This is a genomic window from Photorhabdus sp. S10-54 (assembly GCF_963878145.1).
Taxonomy (GTDB): domain Bacteria; phylum Pseudomonadota; class Gammaproteobacteria; order Enterobacterales; family Enterobacteriaceae; genus Photorhabdus; species Photorhabdus kayaii.
The window spans coordinates 1-23258 of record NZ_CAWNXG010000015.1 but is presented as its reverse complement, the minus strand read 5'-3'; the positions used below and the strand labels follow the sequence as shown (position 1 = coordinate 23258).

The window sequence follows — 23258 nt, the reverse complement described above, 5'->3', positions numbered from 1 at the left end:
TTTCCTTTAAAAAAGATATCTATTACGATTATAACATTGCCAGTTAATAATAAATTTAAATTAATCATATCAACCTTGCTATACAGTCTGGATACCCGTTTAGATAAATAGCAGATTTCCCTATGAAAATAAGGTATAAAAACAAGAAACGATTTTAAGGTTTACTTTACCCCTATCCACCGCTCACAATAAAAACAATATTTACTGTAAGAGATGATTATGAGCCACTTTTTTGCCCACCTTTCCCGTTTGAAACTGATTAACCGTTGGCCTCTGATGCGTAATGTACGTACAGAAAATGTATCGGAACATAGCTTACAAGTGGCCTTTGTCGCACACGCCTTAGCCATTATCAAAAACCGCAAATTTGGTGGCAATGTGAATGCTGAACGCATTGCGTTGCTGGCTATGTATCACGATGCCAGCGAAGTTATTACCGGAGATTTACCCACTCCGGTCAAATATCACAATCCACATATTGCACGGGAATACAAAAAAATAGAAAAAATCGCGCAGAAAAAATTACTGGAAATGCTGCCAACAGAGCTACAAGAGGATTTCCGTCCAATCCTAGATGACAGCCAGCATACAACAGAAGAAACTTTTATCATTAAACAGGCCGATTCCCTGTGTGCTTACCTCAAATGTCTGGAAGAGTTATCGGCAGGTAACCATGAATTCAATCTGGCGATAGCCCGACTTGAAAAAACCCTGGCTGATCGTCACAGCCAGGAGATGGATTACTTTATGAAAGTTTTTGTACCGGGATTCAGCCTGTCATTGGACGAAATTAGCCTTGATATTCCACATTAAAATGGAAACAACCAAGGGATGACCAGCACACTTATTACCATCACCAGTAGGGTAAATGGCACGCCCAAACGGACAAAATCGGAAAACTTATAACCACCGGGGCCAAGAACCAGCGTATTCACTGGGGACGAAACCGGGGTCATAAATGCGGCGGAAGCTGCCACACCAATAATCATGGCAAATGGCATGGGCGATACTGCCATTTCACGTGCAGCAGCAATAGCTATCGGCGCCATTAATACCGCCGTTGCCGTATTAGAAATAAACAAGCCGATTACGGCACAAAGTATAAACAGACATACCAGCATCACCCTCGGCCCCATATCACCCGCAATATCCATCAAGCCACGGACAATCAGCTCAATCCCGCCCGTTTTCTGTAATGCCAGAGCAAACGGCATCATCCCGACAATCAGGATAATACTGGGCCAATGAATAGAGCGGTACGCACTTTCCATATCAATACAACGGAATTTTCCCATCAACAGGCAAGCTATCAATGCGGCAATCACATTGGGTACTTCATCGGTAAGCATCATGGCTACCATCAGTGCCAAGCTAAAAAGCGCATGTGGCGCTTGAGACGTTGCCGGAGCCACCTCTTCGATCTCAACCGGCAGATTAAGGACAATAAAATCGCGCATTTTGGTTTGCAGGATACGTATCAGTTTCCAGTCACCAATAACCAGCAAAATATCGCCAAGTTGCAGTGGCGCATCAACCAGTTTACCCGACAACGATTCACCATCACGTCGAATACCAACAACATTCAAACCATAGCAGGTACGAAAACCTATTTCCCGCAGTGACTTACCCAATAAATCCGACTCCGGGATCAGAGAGACTTCAGCCATACCTACGTTACGAGATTGTTCAGAGAAATACTCCCCGCGCAGTACCATCGGTTCTAATAATTGCTCACTGCAAAATTGACGCAGATCCACCTCACTGTCTGACATATCAACCAGCAACACATCCCGTTCTCTCAATTCTGTATTGCCCATCGCACTGACCATAACGCGCCGGAAACGCCGCCAACGCTCGATACCAACGACATTAGCCCCGTAGCGAGCACGCAAATTTGACTCATCAAGAGAGAGACCTATCAGCGGGGAACCTGGGCGGATCGCCAGGCGACGTGCGCGACCTGATAATTTATAGTCGCGGATAAGGTCACGGAAAGTACGACGATGCCATTTATCATGGCCTTTATCTGATTGATTATTGCCCAACCAATGGCGAGCGATCAGCATATAACCAATACCGGCAAACAGAATCAAAATACCAATAGGTGTAATAGAGAAGAATTTAAAACCGGGAAGCCCTTCCCGTATCAACTCACTGTTAACCACCATATTGGGTGGCGTCGCTACCAATGTCATCATGCCACTGATAAGCCCGGCAAAACTCAAGGGCATCATCAACCGCCCCGGCGAAATTTTCATCCTTACCGCAACACTGAGCACCACCGGAATGAAAATCGCGACCACCCCCGTAGAGCTCATAAAAGCACCAAGCCCTGCAACAGTCATCATCAGTAATGCCAACATTTTGGTTTCACTGTTTCCGGCGGCTCTTACCAGCCAATCCCCCATTTGATAAGCAACGCCAGTTCTTACCAATCCTTCACCAATAACAAACAAGGCAGCTATCAGCAACACATTGGGATCACTAAAACCGCTGGTCGCTTCACCGAGCGTCAACGTTCCACTCATGACAAACGCGATAATTACCAATAATGCAACAATATCCATGCGCAGTTTATTGGTAGTAAAAAGAACAATAGCTATCAGTAGCAGGGTCAACACCCACAAGAGCTCGCTATTCAAAATGGCCTCTATCAACAAAAAAGAAGATATTAGTGTCAAAAGCTTGGCTAGTAGACCATTTTATTAAAAGAAAATCCCCGGTTGCGATCAACAATGTGTCCACTTTTCGTCATGAACCATCATCTCTGATTTTCCAGTACATTGACTGCAATAATCTAGCAACAGGTTTCTCCTGGTTCAAATATCATCAAGAAACGAACGATCGAGTTGTTTAAATGCGCGTTTCAGCAGTTCTGCGAGAGATTGATAAGTTGGCGTTTGCTGCAAAGGTGCCATTGCGATACCCGCTGCGGCAAATTTATCACGGATTTCATGAAACCATTTCAGCAATGCCGCGGGTAACGGGGTTGATGCCCGTTTCCCCAACCACCATAACCCTTGCATCGGTAAACTACACGCGAACAGTGCCGTCGCCACCGCTGGACCAAGCTGACCACCCAGTGCGATTTGCCACGTCAGAGTAAAAATAGCCAACGGCGGCATAAACCGGATACCAAAGCGGGTTGCCTTAATAATCCGATTTTCAGGAAACATGGGTGCCAACTGTTTCTCAATCGGCCAAGTTTTCATGTATTGCTGTCCCAGTTGCATCTTTCTCAGCCATCCGTTACTGGTGGGAGGTATTGCGCTCATCATGACCTCAATCAATTAAAAACACATTTTTTAAAAAAACATTGTAACTGATAAAATATTTTTTGTAGGATTAAGTATATTTTGTCTTTGCTGCTAGCTATCGGTATCCTACATTCACTTTTATGTTATACACAGCAGCAAAGCGGCATATTTTACCTTTTTTACTGCACTTAGGCTCATTTTGTTAACAAATCACGCTATCCCTTAACATCAGAGCAGACAAAAAAGGGGTTTTGAAAATTTAAACCTTATCATCATGCTCTTTGCACTTAGCATGATGTTAATCATTTAATGTCATCACTATATGCTCTACGCTGATGAGTAATTGACGTTTTATTAATCACATGTCTTATCTGTAAGACTCAATGACAAACACGATATAGGTACTTCCATGTCAAGTAAGCTGGTACTGGTCCTCAATTGCGGTAGCTCTTCTCTGAAATTTGCTATCATCGATCCTGCTAACGGTGAAGAATATCTTTCTGGTCTAGCTGAATGTTTTAACCTGCCTGAAGCCCGCATTAAGTGGAAAATGGATGGCGCAAAACATGAAGCCGCTTTAGGTGCTGGTGCAGCCCACAGTGAAGCATTGAACTTTATTGTTAATACGATTCTGGTCGAAAAACCAGAACTTTCTGATCAAATCGCCGCAATCGGCCACCGCATTGTTCACGGCGGTGAAAAATTCACGGCATCCGTTACCATCAATGATGAAGTCATTCAAGGGATTAAAGATGCGGTTCCATTCGCACCATTGCATAACCCTGCTCACCTGATTGGCATTGAAGAAGCGAAAAAAGGATTCCCGCACCTGGCTGACAAAAACGTTGCCGTATTCGACACCGCTTTCCATCAAACCATGCCAGAAGAGGCTTACCTCTATGCCCTGCCATACAACCTGTATAAAGAGCACGGCATTCGTCGCTATGGCGCTCATGGAACCAGCCACTTCTTCGTTTCCCGTGAAGCCGCAAAAACGCTCAACAAACCGGTTGAAGAGCTGAATGTTATCGTCTGCCACTTGGGTAATGGTGGCTCTATCTCGGCTATCGTTAATGGTCAGTGTGTTGACACCTCTATGGGATTGACACCATTGGAAGGTCTGGTAATGGGTACCCGCAGTGGTGACATCGACCCAGCGATCATTTTCCATCTGCATGATTCACTGGGCATGAGCGTTGAACAAATCAACAAACTGTTGACCAAAGAATCTGGCTTGCTAGGTCTGACCGAAGTCACCAGTGATTGCCGTTATATAGAAGATAACTATGAAACCAAAGCCGATGCTAAACGCGCTATGGATGTCTACTGCCACCGTCTGGCTAAATACGTTGGTGCTTATTCCGCACTGATGGAAAGCCGTTTGGATGCCATTATCTTTACCGGTGGGATTGGTGAAAACTCCGCACTGGTTCGTGAACAGGTGATGAAAAAACTGGCCCTGTTAGGTTTCGAATACGATCACGACCGTAACCTGGCGGCCCGCTTCGGTAAATCCGGTGCTATCACTACTGACAACAGCCGTCCTGCTTTAGTGATCCCAACCAATGAAGAATTGGTGATCGCTCAAGATGCAGCGCGCCTGACCGCGTAGTAACTTTACCAACCGCCAGCCACTGCTGGCGGTACTATTTTTGACCAACGAGCAACCGTAAAGAGGTTTCCGTGTCCCGTACAATTATGTTAATCCCTACTAGCACCAGCGTCGGCTTGACCAGTGTTAGTTTAGGTGTAATCCGCTCAATGGAGCAAAAAGGCGTCAGCCTGAGTGTTTTCAAACCTATCGCCCAACCCCGTTGCTGTGGCACCCAAGATCAAACCACCATCATCATCCGCTCTCATTCCAGCATAAAGACCGCTGAACCGCTGGACATGGCGCATGTGGAATCTTTGCTGACAACCAATCAGAAAGATGTGCTGATGGAAAAGATCGTGGCTCTTTACCACGAAAACACCAAAAACGCAGAAGTCATTCTGATTGAAGGTCTGGTTCCAACCCGCAAACATTCATTCGCCCAGTCTCTCAACTATGAAATTGCCAAGACCCTGAACGCTGAAATCGTATTCGTATTGGCGCTAGGTAACGATTCCCCTAAGCAGTTGAAAGAACGTGTTGAACTGGCTCGTGCTGAATTTGGCGGCAGCAAAAACCAGAACATTACCGGTGTTATTATTAACAAACTGAATGCGCCGGTTGATGATCAAGGCCGTACCCGTCCGGATCTGTCAGAAATCTTTGACGAATCCTCAAAAGCCATCGTATCCAACATTGATCCGAACACGCTGTTCAAAAATAGCCCATTGCCAATCCTGGGTTGCATTCCGTGGAGTTTTGACCTGATTGCAACCCGAGCAATTGATATGGCAAAACACCTCAACGCCCGTATTATCAACGAAGGCGCAATCAAAACCCGCCGTGTGAAATCTGTGACTTTCTGTGCACGCAGCATTCCACACATGTTAGAGCACTTCCGTCCCGGTTCTCTGCTGGTCACTTCGGCTGATCGTCCAGACGTTCTGGTTTCAGCCTGTCTGGCGGCTATGAATGGGGTTGAAATCGGTGCAATTCTGCTGACCGGTGGCTATGCCATCGACGAGCCGATTAAGCAATTGTGTGAACGTGCCTTCAGCACTGGCCTACCCGTCTTTATGGTTGATACCAACACTTGGCAGACTTCCCTGAGCCTGCAAAGTTTCAGCTTGGAAGTCCCGACAGATGACCGTGAACGCATCGAAAAACTGCAAAACTACGTCGCACACCATATCAACAAAGAGTGGATCGACTCCCTGACAGCAAACTCTGAGCGCCCACACCGCCTCTCTCCACCCGCATTCCGTTATCAATTAACCGAACTGGCGCGCAAAGCGGGCAAACGCGTCGTTCTGCCGGAAGGTGACGAACCTCGTACTGTGAAAGCAGCATCTATCTGTGCTGATCGCGGTATCGCGCAATGCGTTCTATTGGGTGCTCCAGAAGAGATCCGTCGTGTTGCCGCGGCTCAAGGCGTAGAACTGGGTGCAGGTATTGAAATTGTTGATCCAGTTGCTGTACGTGAGCGTTATGTCTCACGTCTGGTTGAATTGCGTAAAAACAAAGGCATGACCGAAGTCGTTGCGCGTGAACAACTGGAAGACAACGTTGTTCTGGGTACGTTGATGCTGGAACAGGGCGAAGTTGATGGTTTGGTTTCCGGTGCGGTACACACCACGGCAAACACAATCCGTCCACCATTGCAGTTAATCAAAACTGCACCGGGTAGCTCGCTGGTATCATCCGTATTCTTTATGCTATTGCCAGAACAAGTTCTGGTTTACGGAGACTGTGCAATCAACCCAGATCCGACTGCTGAACAACTGTCTGAAATCGCCATTCAATCGGCGGATTCAGCTAAAGCATTCGGTATTGAACCGCGTGTTGCCATGATCTCCTACTCTACCGGCAACTCCGGTGCAGGCAGTGATGTTGAGAAAGTTCGCGAAGCGACCCGTTTGGCACAGGAAAAACGTCCAGACCTGATCATTGATGGCCCATTGCAATACGACGCCGCTATTATGGCAGACGTGGCGAAATCCAAAGCACCAAACTCACCGGTTGCCGGTCAAGCTACCGTGTTCATCTTCCCTGATCTGAACACTGGCAACACCACCTACAAAGCGGTACAACGTTCTGCGGATCTGGTTTCAATCGGACCAATGCTGCAAGGTATGCGTAAGCCGGTGAACGATTTGTCCCGTGGCGCTTTGGTAGACGATATTGTTTACACGGTTGCACTAACTGCGATTCAATCAGCACAGGGTGAAGCGTAACCGTTTCTTATTCCATAGCAGATTAATGACTGATAAAGGCTGAATCCTGTACTTCACTGGATTTGGCCCTTTTATTTTCTTTTTATCCCCGGAAAGATATAAGATTGGAAAATCATGCCAACTTATTAAATATCGTGTTCCCAAATGAAGTAACCAGAAACACTCAAATCAGGAGAAAAAACATGTTATATCCCGCTCTTATCGAAGTTGACACAGACGGCAGTGCAAGCGGCTGGTTTCCTGATGTAGCTGGCTGTTATTTTGCTGGCGATACACTCGAAGAAGCCTGGCAAGATGCTAAAAGTGCTATTGAGGTACATTTTGAATTATTAACGCAAAATGAATCAGAGCTGCCTAAGGCCAAAACGATGCAAGAACATCTGGCTGAAAATATTGGCAAATATATTGATGGTCAATGGATCTTAGTCGACATCAATATGGATAAATTCGATGGCAGAGCAGAACGAATCAATATTACCTTGCCACATCGTTTATTACATCGTATTGATACCATTGTACATGACCATCCTGAATATGGCAGCAGAAGTGGTTTTCTGGTTCAGGCTGCACGTAATGAACCGCAAAAAACAATTTAATCGTGCCGCATATTGCGGCACTTTATATTTATCTGCACAAATTTAAGGTTGATAATTATATGGTAACAGAACAGAGGTTAAACCTTATTTTTATGGCTTTTTCGGTAACAATACATAAGCAACTTTATGTTGTATTCTTTTTTCTGATAACCATTGATTAAATTCATCACCTACCTTATATTTATCAGGCTTACAGCTACTCACTTTATCACCCGATGTTCCTGTTCTACCAAGCCCATATGACCCTCCACCTTCCGCTTTAATTTTACACCCATGTCCTCCTTCTTTTATTGGTGTACTGAATTCTTTATATAACCAACCAGCTCCTTCTGTAGTGAATTCTATAGTAATTTTTGGCTTTTCATCCTTATTTTTATCTTTCGGAAATTTTTTTGCATAAGTATATTCAGGTGCAATTCCACAATAGCTTTCTTCTTTAACACAAGGGATTGCATTATATCCACTTTTGTCTAATGATATATATTCATTTTTGCCCATCCCTCTATACCAATACTTTGCTGTTGCTGCCTCATCATCCTGATTATGAGTGGAAGTATTATTTAATTCAACATCATTTCTCTTTTCAAAACCGCTTAATTTCGCTCTAAGTTCGCACTTTTCATACAGCGACATCACTTCAGTATTTTGCAGGCCATTGCTTCTTATTACTTTTTTTACCGCAGTTCTAACTTCCTCCGTATCTTTCTCACAGGCCATACTGAAACTACTAATCGCTAATAAAAATGGAGAAATAAAGAAAACCTTTTTATTCAAATTCATATTTCTTTCCTTGCTTGATTTATGGTTTTAGCACTAAATGGAACAAAAATAAATTTCATCATTATTAAGTTGAAATATAATTTAAGACATAAATAATAATTTAAATCACAATTCAGGCATAAATAAGAAATTAATAACAATAGAATATTACAATATAAATCATTTAATTCAATTAGTTATTATTTCCTTTCTAAAGTAAGTATAGATTATTAGATCAAAAAACACAAATTACAAAATCATTAAATTAAAAAAATATCTTGCTTAAACATATAAAATAAATAAAGAAAATTTCAACAATATATAAAATAAAAAATTTATCAACATTCACATGTTATATATACAACATAATAACTACTGATTTTTCATATCATAACAATCTAAATAACCTCACAAGATTGCAATTACACTCGACCATAAAATTTATAAAAAACCACATGATCATTTATAACTATTGTAAAATATTTTTCAATGAAAACACTTATACTATCTAACTGCACACAATGAACTACAAAAAACAAATTAATCGTGCCGCATATATGCGGCACCTCACCTTTATATTTATCTACGTATATTCAAGATTGATAATTGCATAGTTTCAGCACAAATAAGCTTATTTTTTCTGTTTCTTTAATAATACATACGCGACTTGGGCTTGTACTTTATTCTTTGATAACCACTCATTAAATATATTTCCTATTCCGCGTTGTTTATATGCAGAATCACAACTTGCCGATGTTCCTGTTACACCAAGCCCATACGTTCCTCCACCTTCGGCTTTAGTCTTACACTTATGTTTAGTTGTAAAGTCATTATATAACCAGCCAGCCTTTTCCGTCTTAAATTCAATAACAACACCTGGTTTTTTATTCGTTAGATAACTTTGTGAGTAAGTGAATTGAGGCGCAATTCCACAGAAACTGTTTTCTTGAACGCAAGAAATTTTCTCGTTCCTATTCTTATCAAATGTTTGATATTCCTTTATCTCCATTCCTCGATACCAGTACATCGATTTTTCTGCCTCATTATCACTATTTGCGGTTTTACTACTCTTTAGCGTAAGTTTATTTGGTGTGTTGTCTTTCACTCTAAGAACACAATTTGTGTATAAAGACATTACTTTGGTTTTTGCCAATCCATTTGCAGTTATTGTATCTTTTACCTGATTTCTAATGTTCTCCGGATCTTTCATACATGCCATACTAAAACTACTAATCGCTAATAAAAATGGGGAAATAAGGAAAACCTTTTTATTAAAACTCATATTTCTATCCTTGCTTTATTTTTTTAATATCTAATTAAATGAAAATAGATTTCATCATTATATGTTGATTTAAAAACACTATTACAGACAATATATAACAAACTAATCAATATATTAATCTTCATTGTTATTATCTGTCGCAAATAAGGTAGATTATCTAACTGTAAAAAACAAAAACAAATTCCAATATAATTAAATTAAAAAATATTTAATTAGAATATATGAAAAAAAATACAGTAATGAAATAAGAGAAAAAACAAATAGTTACATGACAATATGCCTTTTGAAAAACATTTCACAATGAAAATTTTCTTTTCCACCTAATAGAGTTCCTCCTGTAATCAAGAAAAAGCACCAAAGCCAGCCAGACATTCGGTGCTAAAAAGAGAGTTTAAAGCCGATAATGACATGATTATATAACAGATATTAAGGATGAGTTCGGTATAGGTAATTGCACATAAGAAATTGTAGCCTCTATTTTAGCTGGCTTTTCTGATAGCCACTTATTAAACTCATCCCCTACCTTATAACCTTTAGGCTGACAATTTGACTTATCTTTTTTCAACGCGCCTATTCCACCCAACCCATATGATTCTCCTCTTGATTCAACATCAATTTTGCAGTTATGTTTAATCGTAAATTCATTATATAGCCAGCCAGGTTCTACTGTACTAAATTCTATAACGAATTTTTTATCTTCTCTCATCGGATAGCTCTTGGCGTAAGTATACTCAGGAGAAATTCCGCAAAAACGATTCGGAATGTTAGCACAGGGAACTCTTTTAAAGTTATTACTATCAAATAATTTATATTCCTCTATTCCCATTCCTCGATACCAGTATATCGCTATCTCTGCACGTTCATCCCTATTTTGGGATTTATTATTAATTAATATAATTCTATTTCCGGTATTCACCACATCCAATTCGCAATTTTTATACATAGACATCAATTTAGTTTCTTGTAGCCCATAGCTTTTTATTATATTGCCCACCGTTGGATCAATATTACATGCCATACTAACGTGACTCATAGCGAATAAAAAAGGGGAAATAAAGAAAGATTTTTTATTTAAACTCATATTTTTCTCCTTGCTTAAATTATGATTTCGGTATCCAATGAAACGAGAATAAACCTCATTATTATCATTAATATACCCACATAGTCTTTAACGTAAATAATAACTTAATTCACAATCCTGCTATAAATAAAAACTTAGCAACAAAATAATATTACAATATAAATCATTTGATCTAATGAGTTTATATTATTATTTTCCAACTTAAATAAAAGTAGATTACTAAACCAAAAAAGACAAACTCAGACAAAATTAATAAAACTTTAATTTAAACATCAGAATAAGATAGCAAAGAGACAAAAATAAAATAATTTCAATCACCTATATAATTGACAACCTGAGAATTATTACCATATTACACATGCAATTAAACAATCATTATATTTTTATTCCATAATAATCTAAATAATATTATTTCATCATTGCAATAATATCTCAATAATTCATAAAATCTCCATTGACAATAAAGACCAATAATTATTTATTTAAGGAAATCTGGAGAATAGCAGACATGATGTGTTGTCTAACCAGAAACAGTGAAGTTGAGAGCTGACCGAAGGTTAACACCATTATTCAGATAAAATGTGTAAGATACCTCCCTGCCCAATAGGGCAAAGAGGTAAAAGATATCACGGGCGATAACCAATAAAGGCCACGCGCGACAGCCTTCTTTCGATTGAGACTAACTGTGTGGTGGACAAGAAATTCTGCATCCGCTCAAACATTTCTTCACCCTCCATTGCAATGAATTGCTCCCTGCGCTTCTCGCGCCCGGCATGCCAGCGCTCACTAAGCTCAACAACGCTTTGGGTAAGATCCACCTGCCTTTCGAGGCAAAGACCCGCCTCGCTGATTAAACGCTCGTTCAATCCGATCGGAGTGTAGAGAAAATAACCTGGCATACCACGTACCACGATCTCGTCTTTACTAAGCATGCCTGTTACCAAAGTAGGATCAGTATACAAAAACCGTCCTCCGGGCTTAAGTAGTCGGCACCACTCACGCAACAAGGCCAACCGATCCGGAATATGAATTACAGAGTCGATGCACCATAGCGCGTCAAAGGTACCGTCGGGAAATGGCAAAGGTTGACGAACATCACTATCGACGAAGTTACTTCGGTCTTCCAGTCCAAAATCCGCCGCAAGTTGTCGGGCGGTAAGAAGACCATCAGGATGAATGTCAACCACCGTCATCCGACAGCCACCGGTCCTAGCCAAGAACAGGTCCCCCGGACCCACTGCATATATCCAGCACATGCGAGCGATCGGACAATTGAAGCCATTGGGAAAACTTTCTAAATTCGTCAACAGGGGACCAGTTGTTCTGCCCCAAGTCTTCGCCATAGGTTTCTTTGCGTACCTCAGATACCGCTTCCGCTAGAGAAATCACGTAACATGAAAGCCTGTTTGGTAGCGAAATGGCTAAACATTTTGTAGGTGCAAGCCATTCGGCTTAGCTAATGGCTCAATCGGGAGTGAAATCAAAAGAAATAACGCAACTTTGACTAAAATATCTGCAAAGGCAAGCCCCGGCCCGCCAAACGATTTGATTATCACCTGAGTTAATTGTTTGGCATCCGTTGAATATCGTACAATCAAATGAGCCGTTTCGGCTAATATGAGATCGCCATTGAAGCTATTTTTCTATCTGCTTCAATTTATTATTTCTCAGTTAGCTGCCTATGAACGAAAACTCTCTTTTGATATCTGATAACGTTGTTCTTCCTGTGCCTCATTTCTCTTTTTTACGCGCCATAAAATACTTAACATAATAAACCATAAAGGCGTGCCACAGAGCGCGACCAGGGTATCTGGGTCAAAAACCATTACCACTATAGTAAAGATGAAAAAAATCAGGGTCAGCCAAGTCATTAACATCCCCAAAGGCATCTTAAATATTGAACGTTTATGCACATCAGGGCAATTCTTACGATAAACCAAATAGGCAACCAAAATCACACACCAGCTATAAATCACCATAATCGAAGCAACGGTTGATACAATAGTAAATAACTGCATGACATTCGGTACAATAAACAAAAGTGACGTACCAACCACCATACAGAAACAAGAAAATATCAGACTATGTACAGGAATCGCTGTATTGCGAGAAAGAATTTTAAATTTCTGGTGTGCATTTTTTTCCGTTGATAAGCCATAAAGCATACGTGTACAAGCATATAATCCACTATTAGCAGAGGACATTGCTGACGTTAATGCAACAAAATTAACCACTGCGGCAGCGGCAGGCAGACCCGCCAAGGCAAATAGTGTCACAAAAGGGCTGGTTTCAGCTGAGATCCGTCCCCAAGAAGTGACGGCAATGATGCTCAACATGGAGAAAATATAGAAAATCATAATTCTCATCGGGATATAATTAATTGCTTTCGGCAATATCTTTTCCGGATCTTTTGTTTCTGCCGTCATCGTGCCAACTAACTCAACACCGGTAAAAGAAAAAATCGCTATTTGAAAACCAGCAAAAAAACCAAAAATACCATTTGGCAAAAATACCGATGGATCAGTCAAATTATTCACAGAGGCGATCATACCATCCGGTGATTGCCAGCCTACCATCACCATACCAACACCAATAATAATTAGCGCTAAAATCGCAATGACCTTAATCATGGCGAACCAGAATTCAGTTTCACCAAATAAGCGGACAGAAAGAAGATTACATGTACCCAGTAAACCTAGCGTTATAAATGCGGGCACCCAAAGAGAAACACCGGGAAACCAATATTGAATGTAGCCGCCACATACAACAACATCAGCAATACAAGAGACAATCCAACTCATCCAATAAGTCCAGCCGAGAAAAAAACTGGCTTTGGTACCTAAATAATCCGATACAAAATCAGCAAAAGAGCGATAATTCAGTTTAGTCAGCAGCAATTCTCCCATTGCCCGCATCACCATATAGACAAAAAAACCAACAATCGCATAGGTAATAATGATCGATGTACCCGATACAGCAATGGTTTTTCCTGACCCCATAAATAAACCTGTACCAATAGCACCACCAATGGAAATCAATTGAATATGACGTGCACTCAGCCCTCTATGAAGCGTTTGTGTATCAGCAAATTTCTCTGCCGAAAGGTTTTGTTTAGTTTTATTATTTTTTATCATGATAATACCCGTCCGTCATTAAAGAAGCAGTTGACTGCTAAATCTTTCTGAAGAAGAAGTTTTTACGGCTTCAGGAAGAAAATGGAATAATGTCTTATTTATTTAATTATTTTTTCATTTAAAGCAAGTAACAATCCTGCCCGTAATCCATTAGCAACCTCAGCATTAGGAAATAAAATAAACTTCGCCGGAAATTTAATTTTCCAATGGCGATCATGTTGGCTGGCGATTTCAAATCCTTCTGGCAATTCAGTAAAGTTCAAGGTATCTGCGGGGATATGAAGTTGAAAACTGTCGTGACTCTTAATAATGGAATTAATTACCTGGTAATGTTTCAGCTCAGATTTAATGCGTGCTGTTATTGGCGATAAAGACATTAAACCATAAAGCGCATCCGTAATTTTTTGAAATCTGGTTAAATCATTTTCCCCAAAAGACATTGCTTTACCCATCTCCATTGTACAACTATCCGCCCCAAACTTTTCACTCAGAAAATGGCTGAAAGTCCCAGCTTTCTCACGATGATAAACCAGCGCATCAATATCGCTGTCATGCAACCATTGCATAAATTCAGCAGAAAAGGGGCGATTCTGAGCAGGTAACAAGGCAAATTGCTCATGGTGAGAAGCGCGTATAGCGGTATGCAGATCAATATGCCAGCGAATATTTGCCGACGACACCGAAGGTTCAGCAAAAAAGCGACTCACAACGTCTTCAAGTTCAGCCGCACGTGATCGCTCATTTCCTAGCGGAAAATTCAGGTAACGGCCACCAAACATGCGATTCAAATCATGATGTAAATAACGTCGATTCGCACGCATCGCAGGCAAATTACCGAAGATGATCAACAAGTTATTTTTTAGTGTTAACGTGCCATCCGCCAACTGTACAAGTAACTGAATCAATATTTCAATAGGCGCGGTTTCATTACCGTGAATACCGGCAGAAATCACCAAAGACCGATTTCTTCCTTCATGGAGAATCAGTTGCAATACCCCTTCTGCCAACCAATGCGCATTTATTGTTTCCGGAAATATCAGGTGGTCGGCAAGTTTTTTTTCAAGCAATAACGCTAACAGATCCATATCTGCTCCAATTTAGCGCTGAAATTCATAGATCGATCCTAAATTCAGGATCTGCGTAAGCTCATCCAGCGCGGTATAAACTTCGCGAAGTAATTGGGGATCGGCCAGATCACTAGCACATAATTCATCACGATAATGGTGCGCTATCCATTTGGTCAGGCGCTGGTGAAGTTGTGTATTCATCAATGTTGCGGGATTAACAGCACGAAATTCAGCATCGTTGAGTACCACCCTCAGACGCAAACAGGCCGGGCCGCCGCCATTACGCATACTTTCCCGCAAATCAAAAACACGGACTTCATTAATAGGCGAAGAGGTTTGTGCACTCAGCGATTGCAAATAATCCCAGACAGCGGAATGTTGGCGGCACTCTTCAGGAACAACGATCACCATTTTCCCATCAGTTTTACTCAGTAACTGACTATTAAAAAGATAAGAATCAACCGCATCTTTGATGCTGATCTGCTCAGCAGGCACCTCAATCGTGACAAAATTCTGTCCCAATATTGCCATTTTCTCTTTAATTTCGGTCAGAACCTGAGACTGATTAAGATAAGCGTATTGATGGTGAAAAAGGACATTTCGGTTGCTGACCGCAATCACATCGTTGTGAAAAACCCCACTATCAATAGCAACCGGGTTTTGCTGGACAAAAACGGTTTGTGCCGAATTAAGCTGATGCAACCGCGCAATCGCTTCGCTGGCTTCCAATGTTTGCCGGGCAGGATAACGTTTAGGTGCCGGGCCGCCGCGAAATGCGCTACGGCCATAGACAAACACCTGCACGCCCGGCGTATCATAATCACCGCCAAGGCGATTATGGTTTGCTGCCCCTTCATCACCAAAATCTTCATGTTGTGGAAGCGCGTGATGATGGACAAAATAGTTTTGATCAGCAAACGTGGCTTTTAACGCGGCTGCCGTCGTTTCTATTTCCAGCGAACGGTGCAATTTATTGTTTAAATTAGCTACCGTGAAATGAACTCGCTGATCAGCGCTATCCGCCGAAGGCGACACGGTTGCCGCATTTGCGGTCCACATTGATGAAGCAGAACTCAGTTTTGATAATAACACCGGAGAATATTTGGCTGCTTTATGCAGTATCTGCTCATCACTGCCCACAAAACCTAAATTACGCAAGGCTGGAATATTAGGGCGTTGTTGAGGAGGAAGCACTCCTTGAATAAACCCCTCATCAGCCAGCGCTTTCATTTTCATCAACCCTTGCAGCGCGGCTTTACGCGGGTTAGATATGCTGTCCTTATTATTAATCGAAGCCTTATTACCCACAGAAAGCCCCGCATAGTGATGGGTCAGGCCGACCAACCCATCAAAATTTGCTTCAAAACCAGCCATAAATCCCTCTGGAAAAATTGTATAAATTGAAACCTATCCCGTTAAACGGTTATTCAGGGAAATGAAGCCCCGGCGCAAGCGTTTCAGGTAAAGTGAGTTCGTCGGCAACCAGAGATGCCATCGGCCAGGCACAGTAATCAGCAGCATAATAAGCACTAGGTCGGTAATTTCCTGACGCACCAATGCCACCGAAAGGCGCTTTACTGGAAGCCCCAGTCAACGGCTTATTCCAGTTCACAATGCCCGCTCTGGCATCTTCCGACAGACGTTGGAACAGAGCAGCATCCGGCGAAATTAAACCGGTAGCCAATCCGAATCGGGTGTTATTGGCAATTGCCAGCGCCTCATCAAATGTGTCATAACGCATAAGCATGAGCAGCGGCCCGAAATACTCCTCATCAGGAACATCAGCGACTTGGCTAACATCAATAATCCCTGGGGTCAACAACGTTGATTGCGGCTGGCATTGCTCCAGCGAAACCAAAGAGATACCACCCAGTTTTTGTAGCCGATCTTGCGCTTCCAACAGATTCTGCACCGCCTGTAGAGAAATGACTCCACCAATGAACGGTTGAGGTTGGGCATCCCAATGGGATGGTATGATCCGCTCTGTCACCTCCACCAGACGCTTAATCACCGCATCTCCGTGCGCACCATTTTTGACCAACAATCTACGGGCACAGGTGCAACGTTGACCAGCAGAGATAAACGCTGACTGCACAATAGTGTAAACAGCGGCATCAATATCGTCGCAAGCATCGACGATCAATGCATTGTTTCCCCCCATTTCAAGTGCCAACATTTTCTCTGGCTGACCGCTAAGCACTCGGTGAAAGTGAAAGCCAGTATTGGCACTTCCCGTAAACAGCACGCCATCAATCTGCTTATCCTCCAGCAATGCTGTCCCGGTATTGCGTGCTCCCTGAACCAGATTGAGCACACCTGCGGGCAAACCGGCTTTTTCCCATAGTTTCACCGTCTCTTCTGCAGTCATCGGTGTCAATTCACTCGGTTTAAACACCAGTGTATTACCCGCAATAAGCGCGGGAATAATATGACCATTAGGCAAATGTCCGGGAAAGTTATACGGACCAAAAACCGCCATCACGCCGTGAGGACGGTGACGCAGTAAGGCACGGCCGTCTGGCATAATCGTTTCTGATTCACCGGTACGCTGTTCCCACGCTTCGATAGAAATAGCCGCTTTACCTATCATGGATTGTATTTCAGTCCGAGTTTCCCATAACGGTTTACTGGTTTCCTGACTGATAACACGAGCAAGCGTCTCTTTCTCCTCATTCAGCAAAGCCGCAAACGTCTGAACGACCTTAATCCGTTCACTGGCGGGCAAATGTGACCAGCCATAAAACGCTTCGCGGGCAGCACGACAAGCGGCTCTGACTTGCGAAGCATCGGCGCTGTTAGCTTGCCACAGAATCTGTTGATCTATTGGGGAAAATTTAGTTATCGACTCACCCTGCCCCTCAATCCATCTTCCCCCAATGTAATGTGCTTTATAATTCATGCTTAATTTTCCTTTGGAAAGAGACTAACCCGTCGCACCTGATCCCCATCGCTTACTCGAAGTGCATCCATCTCTGCGGCTGTTAAAAAAAGTTCATTACTGTCACACGCCACATTCAATAAAAGCGCTCGAAATTCACTAAACTGCTGATTGGCAACGATACAAGGAACACCATCATCTCTGGTCACTGATTCGGCTTTACTGACAGAAACGAGACGACTCTCTTTTACCGCACGTATCCGGTCAATCTCAGCCTGTAATAAAGCGCCGCCATCAAAAATATCGATATGACCTTGATAAATAAGACCTTCTTTTTCAAGAATTGCCCGCGCGGGTACTGTTTTCTCATGGACCTGCCCAATCACCTTCTGTGCCTCAGCAGATAATAAGGAGATATAAATAGGATGAAGGGGCATGAGTTCGGCAATAAAGGTTTTCGACCCAATACCGGTTAAGTAATCTGCCTGGGAAAAAGGAATGCCAAAAAAATGTTGCCCCAGTGAATTCCAGAAAGGGGAATTTCCTTGCTCATCTGCAACCCCTCGCATTTCAGCGAATATAATTTTAGAAAAAATATCCCTAAATGCGGCGATAAAAAGAAAACGTGCTTTGGAGAGAAATACCCCATTTCTTCCCTTCTGATATTCCGGATCAAGGAACAAAGTACACAATTCACTGTTACCAGTCTGATCTTGTTCCAAAGTCAACGCTTCAATAGCTTTATAAATTCCCAATTCACGTGATGAACGAATGGTTTTTTGTACCCGAAAGTTATAAAACGGCTCCTCCAGCCCAACCGCCACTTCGATAGCACTGACACCCGCCACACGATTCACGCTGATATCTTCCAGCACAAAAAGGAATCCCTGCTGAGCCCTGGTCAGTTTTCCCTCAAAAGTATCAACGCTACGTGCAATGCGTGAGCGTAATTGCTCCAGGTTATTGGGAAAAGATGTCAAACCTATACCCGCGCGTTGAGATAAAGACTGAACCCCATTTAAGTCACTATGCCGGACAGCTCGGAAAAGCATCATAACGTCACCTTCAATTTACTATTAACCTACAAACCGCATGATGGCACTTTCAAGACGAACCAGACCTTCATCAATATCAGCAAATTCGATATTTAATGCTGGCGCAAAGCGCAACACATCTGGACCCGCGATCAAAGCAATTAATCCCTCCTCTGCTGCCAAGTTAGTTAATTGCTTCGCCTTACCTTGCCAAGCCTTATCCAATTCAGCACCTAAAAGCAGCCCTTTACCTCGCAAGCAACTGAATATTTGGTAACGCTGATTCAGTTTCGATAATTTATCCATGAAGTAATCATGACGTTGCAAAACGCCGGTGAGCAGCTCCGCCTGATTAACAATAGAAAGCACCTTATTGGCAACTGCCGCCGCCAGAGGATTACCGCCAAACGTGGTACCGTGCGTTCCAGGTTGAAAAACTGCTGCAATATGTTGTTTTGTTAACATAACGCCGATAGGAAAACCGCCACCGAGACCTTTAGCACTGGTAAGAATATCAGGCTTAACATCATATTCCTGATAAGCATAAAGGTATCCTGTACGGCCCACCCCAGTTTGAATTTCATCAAAAATAAGCAGCGCTTGAAAACGATCACATAAGGTACGTAATTCCTGCAAGAATGCAGGATCTGCGGGAATAACACCGCCCTCACCGATAATAGGTTCGACAATAACCGCACAGGTATTTTCAGAAATGTGTTCTCTGATCGCCGCTAAATTATTATAAGGAAGATGCGTAATTTCTTGCGGGAGAGGGGCATAATCTTGTGAATATTTTGGCTGCCCTCCTACTGTAACGGTAAATAATGTTCTACCATGAAAAGAGTCTTTAAATGAAATAATCTCATTCTTATTTTTTCCATATTTATCAGCGGCATATTTTCTGGCTAACTTTAATGCTGCTTCGTTAGCCTCCGCCCCTGAATTACAGAAAAACGCTTTATCAGCAAAAGTATTTTCCACGAGTCTTTTTGCTAATTTTAGGACAGGTTCATTGGTGTAACCATTACCTATATGCCATATTTTATCAATCTGAGAAATTAACGCATCCTTTAATTCAGGATGTGCATGCCCTAATGAATTAACGGCAATTCCACCGGCAAAATCGATATATTCCTTGCCATCTTGATCCCATACTTTCGAACCTTTGGCCCGAACAGGTATGAACTTAGCAGGAGAGAAACAGGGCACCATATAGTGTTCAAACCAACTTCTCTGAATATTTTCTAACATAGATCATTTCCCCTTAAAATAGAGAGTACACGGATGAGAGAAAGTAATATGCCCCGCATCATTTTTCGTCTCACACTTACACAACTTATTTAATGTATGCCAAGTAAAAGGTTTACCAAACTGAAACCTAAAAAGCCTTAAAAATAATAATATTACAGGATCTATTTAATATTATTCTTATTAATCCCATGACTATTTCCTAAAACATAGTTGCTCAGCCATTAGACAGATACTGTTGCCCATACTTAACAAAGTCAACACAAGTTGTACACAAAAAAAATACTTTTTGATCTTGTTCAAAATTCCAAAAAGTATTTTTATGCACAATTTATGCACTTTATGTGAATAAAAATCGAATAAAAAGTGCATAAATTAAATCTACTACATATAGATAAAACGAATAAATAAATAATTATTCATTAATAACGCTAGAAATTTATCTACTTAAATGTAAAATAAGATTTGACCGAGTTTAATTTTCAAAAATCAGAGTAAACCGATAACCAAAACAACAAAAGAGGTGAACAATCTGACAATAACTTAATATAAAATTAACTATCCAGTTAAGAAAATTGACTATAATCTAAATGCTCTTAAATTTCAGCTCCCTCCTGCCTATTGAGATTATTTGTAACAAATTGACCGTATTGTTCCCTACCTCAATGATTTACTTAGATTAGAGAAACAAGTAAAGTCTTTTCAAGTGAAAACGATTCAATAGCGATTATCACTTTCCTCAATCTTGTTTTTACATAGGAAAAACCGATAACCCATTCATACCGAATGATAACACCATCGCCAAATAATTAATTATTTCTTAATATATTAGCATTAAAGAAACATCTCCACCACAACTGATTACCAACTTCCTATTTAGGTGCTTAAACTTACTACTTTGTGGCTGAAATAATGTAAATCATCTTTACCATCAATTTACCATTCCAAATCAGAAATTTCATTTTCTCCTATTTTTAAAATAATATCATTTAATTTACTAAACTTTATTATTAAAAGCAGAACCATTATCTGCATTTACTATGCATAAATGCTAAATAACATTATATTTTATTTTCTCTCTATTAGTACCAAATAAAATTATTAGAAAACATAAAATACTTTTAAACATAAACCAAAAAAATTAGCGGCAATTATAAAAATTTTATTTTGACAACCTATGAAAAACACTCTATACATTCTAAATAACAGGTATGATATTAATTCAAAATGCGACTTATTATTTACAAAATCATCCAATATAACAACTTATAAAAAAATATAATATTAAGTGAAAGAATAATTTATTAAGCGTTATCTTACGACAACAAAATAATATCTTTAAAATAAATAAAAAAAGATCAACGTAAACTAAAACTAATTTTATCACCTATTAAACCTATTAAAAACATTGGATTATCTAATAGACCAGAATATGCCACGGGCTGGTATAGAAAGATATTCACAGACGCAGAAAACATATATATCCTATGGATTTCAAGATGCATCGCGGCGGCAAGGGAGCGAATCCCCGGGAGCATAGATAACGATGTGACTGGGGTGAGTGAGTGCAGCCAACAAAGAGGCAACTTGAAAGATGACGGGTATATTCCTTATTCTATACCACAGAAGATGTTCTATACCGCAGAATAAGAAAAAACTATTTGCCGTCAATCCCAAGCTCATACTACCGACGCTTAAGGATAGTATGAACTTAGTTTGTATCATTTATAGGAGTAGAATATATGACTTTAGATTTTAACGATAAGGTGGCAATCGTTACCGGCGGTGCAATGGGTATTGGTGCTGCAATATGCCGCCGACTAGCGGCAAACGGCGCGAAAGTTGTTGTGGCTGATCTTGACGGCAACGCGGCTCAAGCCCTCGCCAATGACCTTGATAAGGCTATTGCCATTCAGCTTGACGTCACCCAAGCGTCCGCGGTGGAGCGCTTAGTGGCCCAAACGGTAGAGACCTTCGGAGCGCTGCATCTGGCAGTCAACAACGCAGGGATAGCCGGCTCGTTTCATCGGACCGTGGACTATCCGTTGGATGACTGGCATCAGGTCATCAACGTCAATCTGCACAGTGTGCTGTACTCAATGAAGTACGAGATTCCCGCGATGTTGGCTTCTGGCGGTGGTGCGATTGTTAACATGGCCTCGGCCGTAAGTAGTGTTGGTCTCGCCAACTCAATTGCATACGTAGCAGCTAAACACGCATTGCTAGGCATGACAAAAACTGCTGCGCTGGAGTATGCAAAACAAGGGATCCGAATTAACGCCGTCGGGCCCGGCTGCATCGACACACCATTGATGTCTAGGATCGACACCGATGCAGTCCAAAAAATGATCAAACATCATCCTGTCGAACGCCTCGGAACACCAGATGAAGTCGCTGCACTAGCTTGCTTCCTATTATCTCAGAATGCGTCTTTCATTACCGGTAGTTACCACCTCGTTGATGGTGGATATACCGCACATTAACCTCCTCAATATCTTAGATTTTAACGGAGCATCATCATTCAATTCTGAGCCATATTAAAACGGCCAAGATGAGTATCGCTTTTTCCTGTCGGAGCCGGTATTTTTCTGCCGGGCTTAAACCCTTGATCTGATGCTCTACTCGGTAAAGTGACTAAATTAGGCTCAGCGCGATATCGGCTTTGCCCGTTTTGTTTTTTCCTTGTGCCTGCTTTGCGCCCATAAATTTCGGTCTGGCGGCTGAGCTAAAAGTCATCATCCAACCTAATCAGAAAAGATAATACTGCATCACAAATTTACGACAATCATCACTTTGTCAGTGATTTCACCCTGAAATAAAACATCATAAACGTGATACGCATCACATAATTGACACAAAAAATGAAATTAATTTGAAATTATTAGTATTGGTTATTAAATGATTAATATTAATCTGTTTTTTATACAATATTGTCACAAAATAATCACATTGGCCTGTTTTTTGCCTTAAAATATAACCCCTTGTTTTTGCTGCTAACTTAACCAATCCCCTATTTTAGATGCCCGGTTGATCATCAATCCTAAATATTGATCGCTAAGTTAAATTCGTGGTTAATACCGCTCTGGCATTGTGGAAT

Annotated in this window: 17 protein-coding genes; 5 read left to right on the top strand and 12 right to left on the bottom strand. The window is 41.4% G+C overall.

All coding sequences use genetic code 11. The features are described from left to right. Positions 1–219 precede the first annotated feature (219 nt). Positions 220–813 carry a 5'-deoxynucleotidase gene (gene yfbR, locus AACQ83_RS10460; RefSeq protein ID WP_041380177.1) on the top strand — a complete coding sequence of 198 codons (594 nt, stop codon included), beginning with the start codon at positions 220–222 and terminating at the stop codon, positions 811–813. Here yfbR and AACQ83_RS10455 read toward each other — a convergent pair. Beyond that, positions 810–2642: an SLC13 family permease gene (locus tag AACQ83_RS10455; protein ID WP_112877608.1), complete on the bottom strand. Its 1833-nt coding sequence runs from the start codon at positions 2640–2642 to the stop codon at positions 810–812. The two genes, yfbR and AACQ83_RS10455, sit on opposite strands and share 4 nt — an antisense overlap. 177 nt (positions 2643–2819) lie before the next feature. Then, the gene (gene yfbV / locus AACQ83_RS10450) at positions 2820–3275 is read right to left on the bottom strand and encodes a terminus macrodomain insulation protein YfbV (RefSeq protein ID WP_112877610.1); all 456 of its coding nucleotides are present in this window, start codon (positions 3273–3275) and stop codon (positions 2820–2822) included. Between the two features lie 391 nt (positions 3276–3666). Between yfbV and ackA the strand changes: the two genes are divergently transcribed. From ackA to AACQ83_RS10435, 3 genes are all read left to right on the top strand, one after another. After that, positions 3667–4869 carry an acetate kinase gene (gene ackA / locus AACQ83_RS10445; protein ID WP_112877612.1) on the top strand — a complete coding sequence of 401 codons (1203 nt, stop codon included), beginning with the start codon at positions 3667–3669 and terminating at the stop codon, positions 4867–4869. 71 nt (positions 4870–4940) lie between these two features. Beyond that, positions 4941–7082, top strand: a complete 2142-nt coding sequence (gene pta, locus AACQ83_RS10440; RefSeq protein WP_112877614.1) for a phosphate acetyltransferase — start codon at positions 4941–4943, stop codon at positions 7080–7082. Between the two features lie 182 nt (positions 7083–7264). Beyond that, positions 7265–7678 (top strand): type II toxin-antitoxin system HicB family antitoxin, encoded by a 414-nt coding sequence (locus AACQ83_RS10435; protein WP_112877616.1) that lies wholly within the window; start codon positions 7265–7267, stop codon positions 7676–7678. A gap of 90 nt (positions 7679–7768) precedes the next feature. Here the strand turns inward: AACQ83_RS10435 and AACQ83_RS10430 are convergent, their stop codons facing one another. From AACQ83_RS10430 to AACQ83_RS10385, 10 genes are all read right to left on the bottom strand, one after another. After that, positions 7769–8458 carry a hypothetical protein gene (locus AACQ83_RS10430; protein WP_112877618.1) on the bottom strand — a complete coding sequence of 230 codons (690 nt, stop codon included), beginning with the start codon at positions 8456–8458 and terminating at the stop codon, positions 7769–7771. A 610-nt stretch (positions 8459–9068) separates the two neighbouring features. Then, positions 9069–9719 (bottom strand): hypothetical protein, encoded by a 651-nt coding sequence (locus AACQ83_RS10425; protein ID WP_112877620.1) that lies wholly within the window; start codon positions 9717–9719, stop codon positions 9069–9071. Between the two features lie 412 nt (positions 9720–10131). After that, positions 10132–10800, bottom strand: coding sequence for a hypothetical protein (locus AACQ83_RS10420; RefSeq protein WP_112877622.1), 669 nt, complete (start codon positions 10798–10800; stop codon positions 10132–10134). Between the two features lie 626 nt (positions 10801–11426). Next, positions 11427–11993, bottom strand: coding sequence for a methyltransferase domain-containing protein (locus AACQ83_RS10415; protein WP_240000768.1), 567 nt, complete (start codon positions 11991–11993; stop codon positions 11427–11429). Positions 11994–12479: 486 nt separating this feature from the next. Beyond that, complete coding sequence (locus AACQ83_RS10410) at positions 12480–13934, bottom strand: amino acid permease (RefSeq protein ID WP_112877624.1); 1455 nt, start codon at positions 13932–13934, stop codon at positions 12480–12482. A gap of 98 nt (positions 13935–14032) precedes the next feature. Continuing rightward, positions 14033–15019, bottom strand: coding sequence for a succinylglutamate desuccinylase (astE, locus tag AACQ83_RS10405; RefSeq protein WP_112877626.1), 987 nt, complete (start codon positions 15017–15019; stop codon positions 14033–14035). A 12-nt stretch (positions 15020–15031) separates the two neighbouring features. Next, positions 15032–16375 carry an N-succinylarginine dihydrolase gene (gene astB / locus AACQ83_RS10400; RefSeq protein WP_112877628.1) on the bottom strand — a complete coding sequence of 448 codons (1344 nt, stop codon included), beginning with the start codon at positions 16373–16375 and terminating at the stop codon, positions 15032–15034. A 49-nt stretch (positions 16376–16424) separates the two neighbouring features. Continuing rightward, positions 16425–17900: a succinylglutamate-semialdehyde dehydrogenase gene (astD, locus tag AACQ83_RS10395; RefSeq protein ID WP_112877630.1), complete on the bottom strand. Its 1476-nt coding sequence runs from the start codon at positions 17898–17900 to the stop codon at positions 16425–16427. Positions 17901–17902: 2 nt separating this feature from the next. Beyond that, positions 17903–18934, bottom strand: coding sequence for an arginine N-succinyltransferase (astA, locus tag AACQ83_RS10390; protein ID WP_112877632.1), 1032 nt, complete (start codon positions 18932–18934; stop codon positions 17903–17905). Positions 18935–18955: 21 nt separating this feature from the next. Further along, the gene (locus tag AACQ83_RS10385; RefSeq protein ID WP_112877634.1) at positions 18956–20164 is read right to left on the bottom strand and encodes an aspartate aminotransferase family protein; all 1209 of its coding nucleotides are present in this window, start codon (positions 20162–20164) and stop codon (positions 18956–18958) included. A gap of 1739 nt (positions 20165–21903) precedes the next feature. Here AACQ83_RS10385 and AACQ83_RS10380 point away from each other — a divergent pair. Then, positions 21904–22644: an SDR family NAD(P)-dependent oxidoreductase gene (locus tag AACQ83_RS10380; protein WP_112877638.1), complete on the top strand. Its 741-nt coding sequence runs from the start codon at positions 21904–21906 to the stop codon at positions 22642–22644. The last annotated feature ends 614 nt before the right edge of the window (positions 22645–23258 follow it).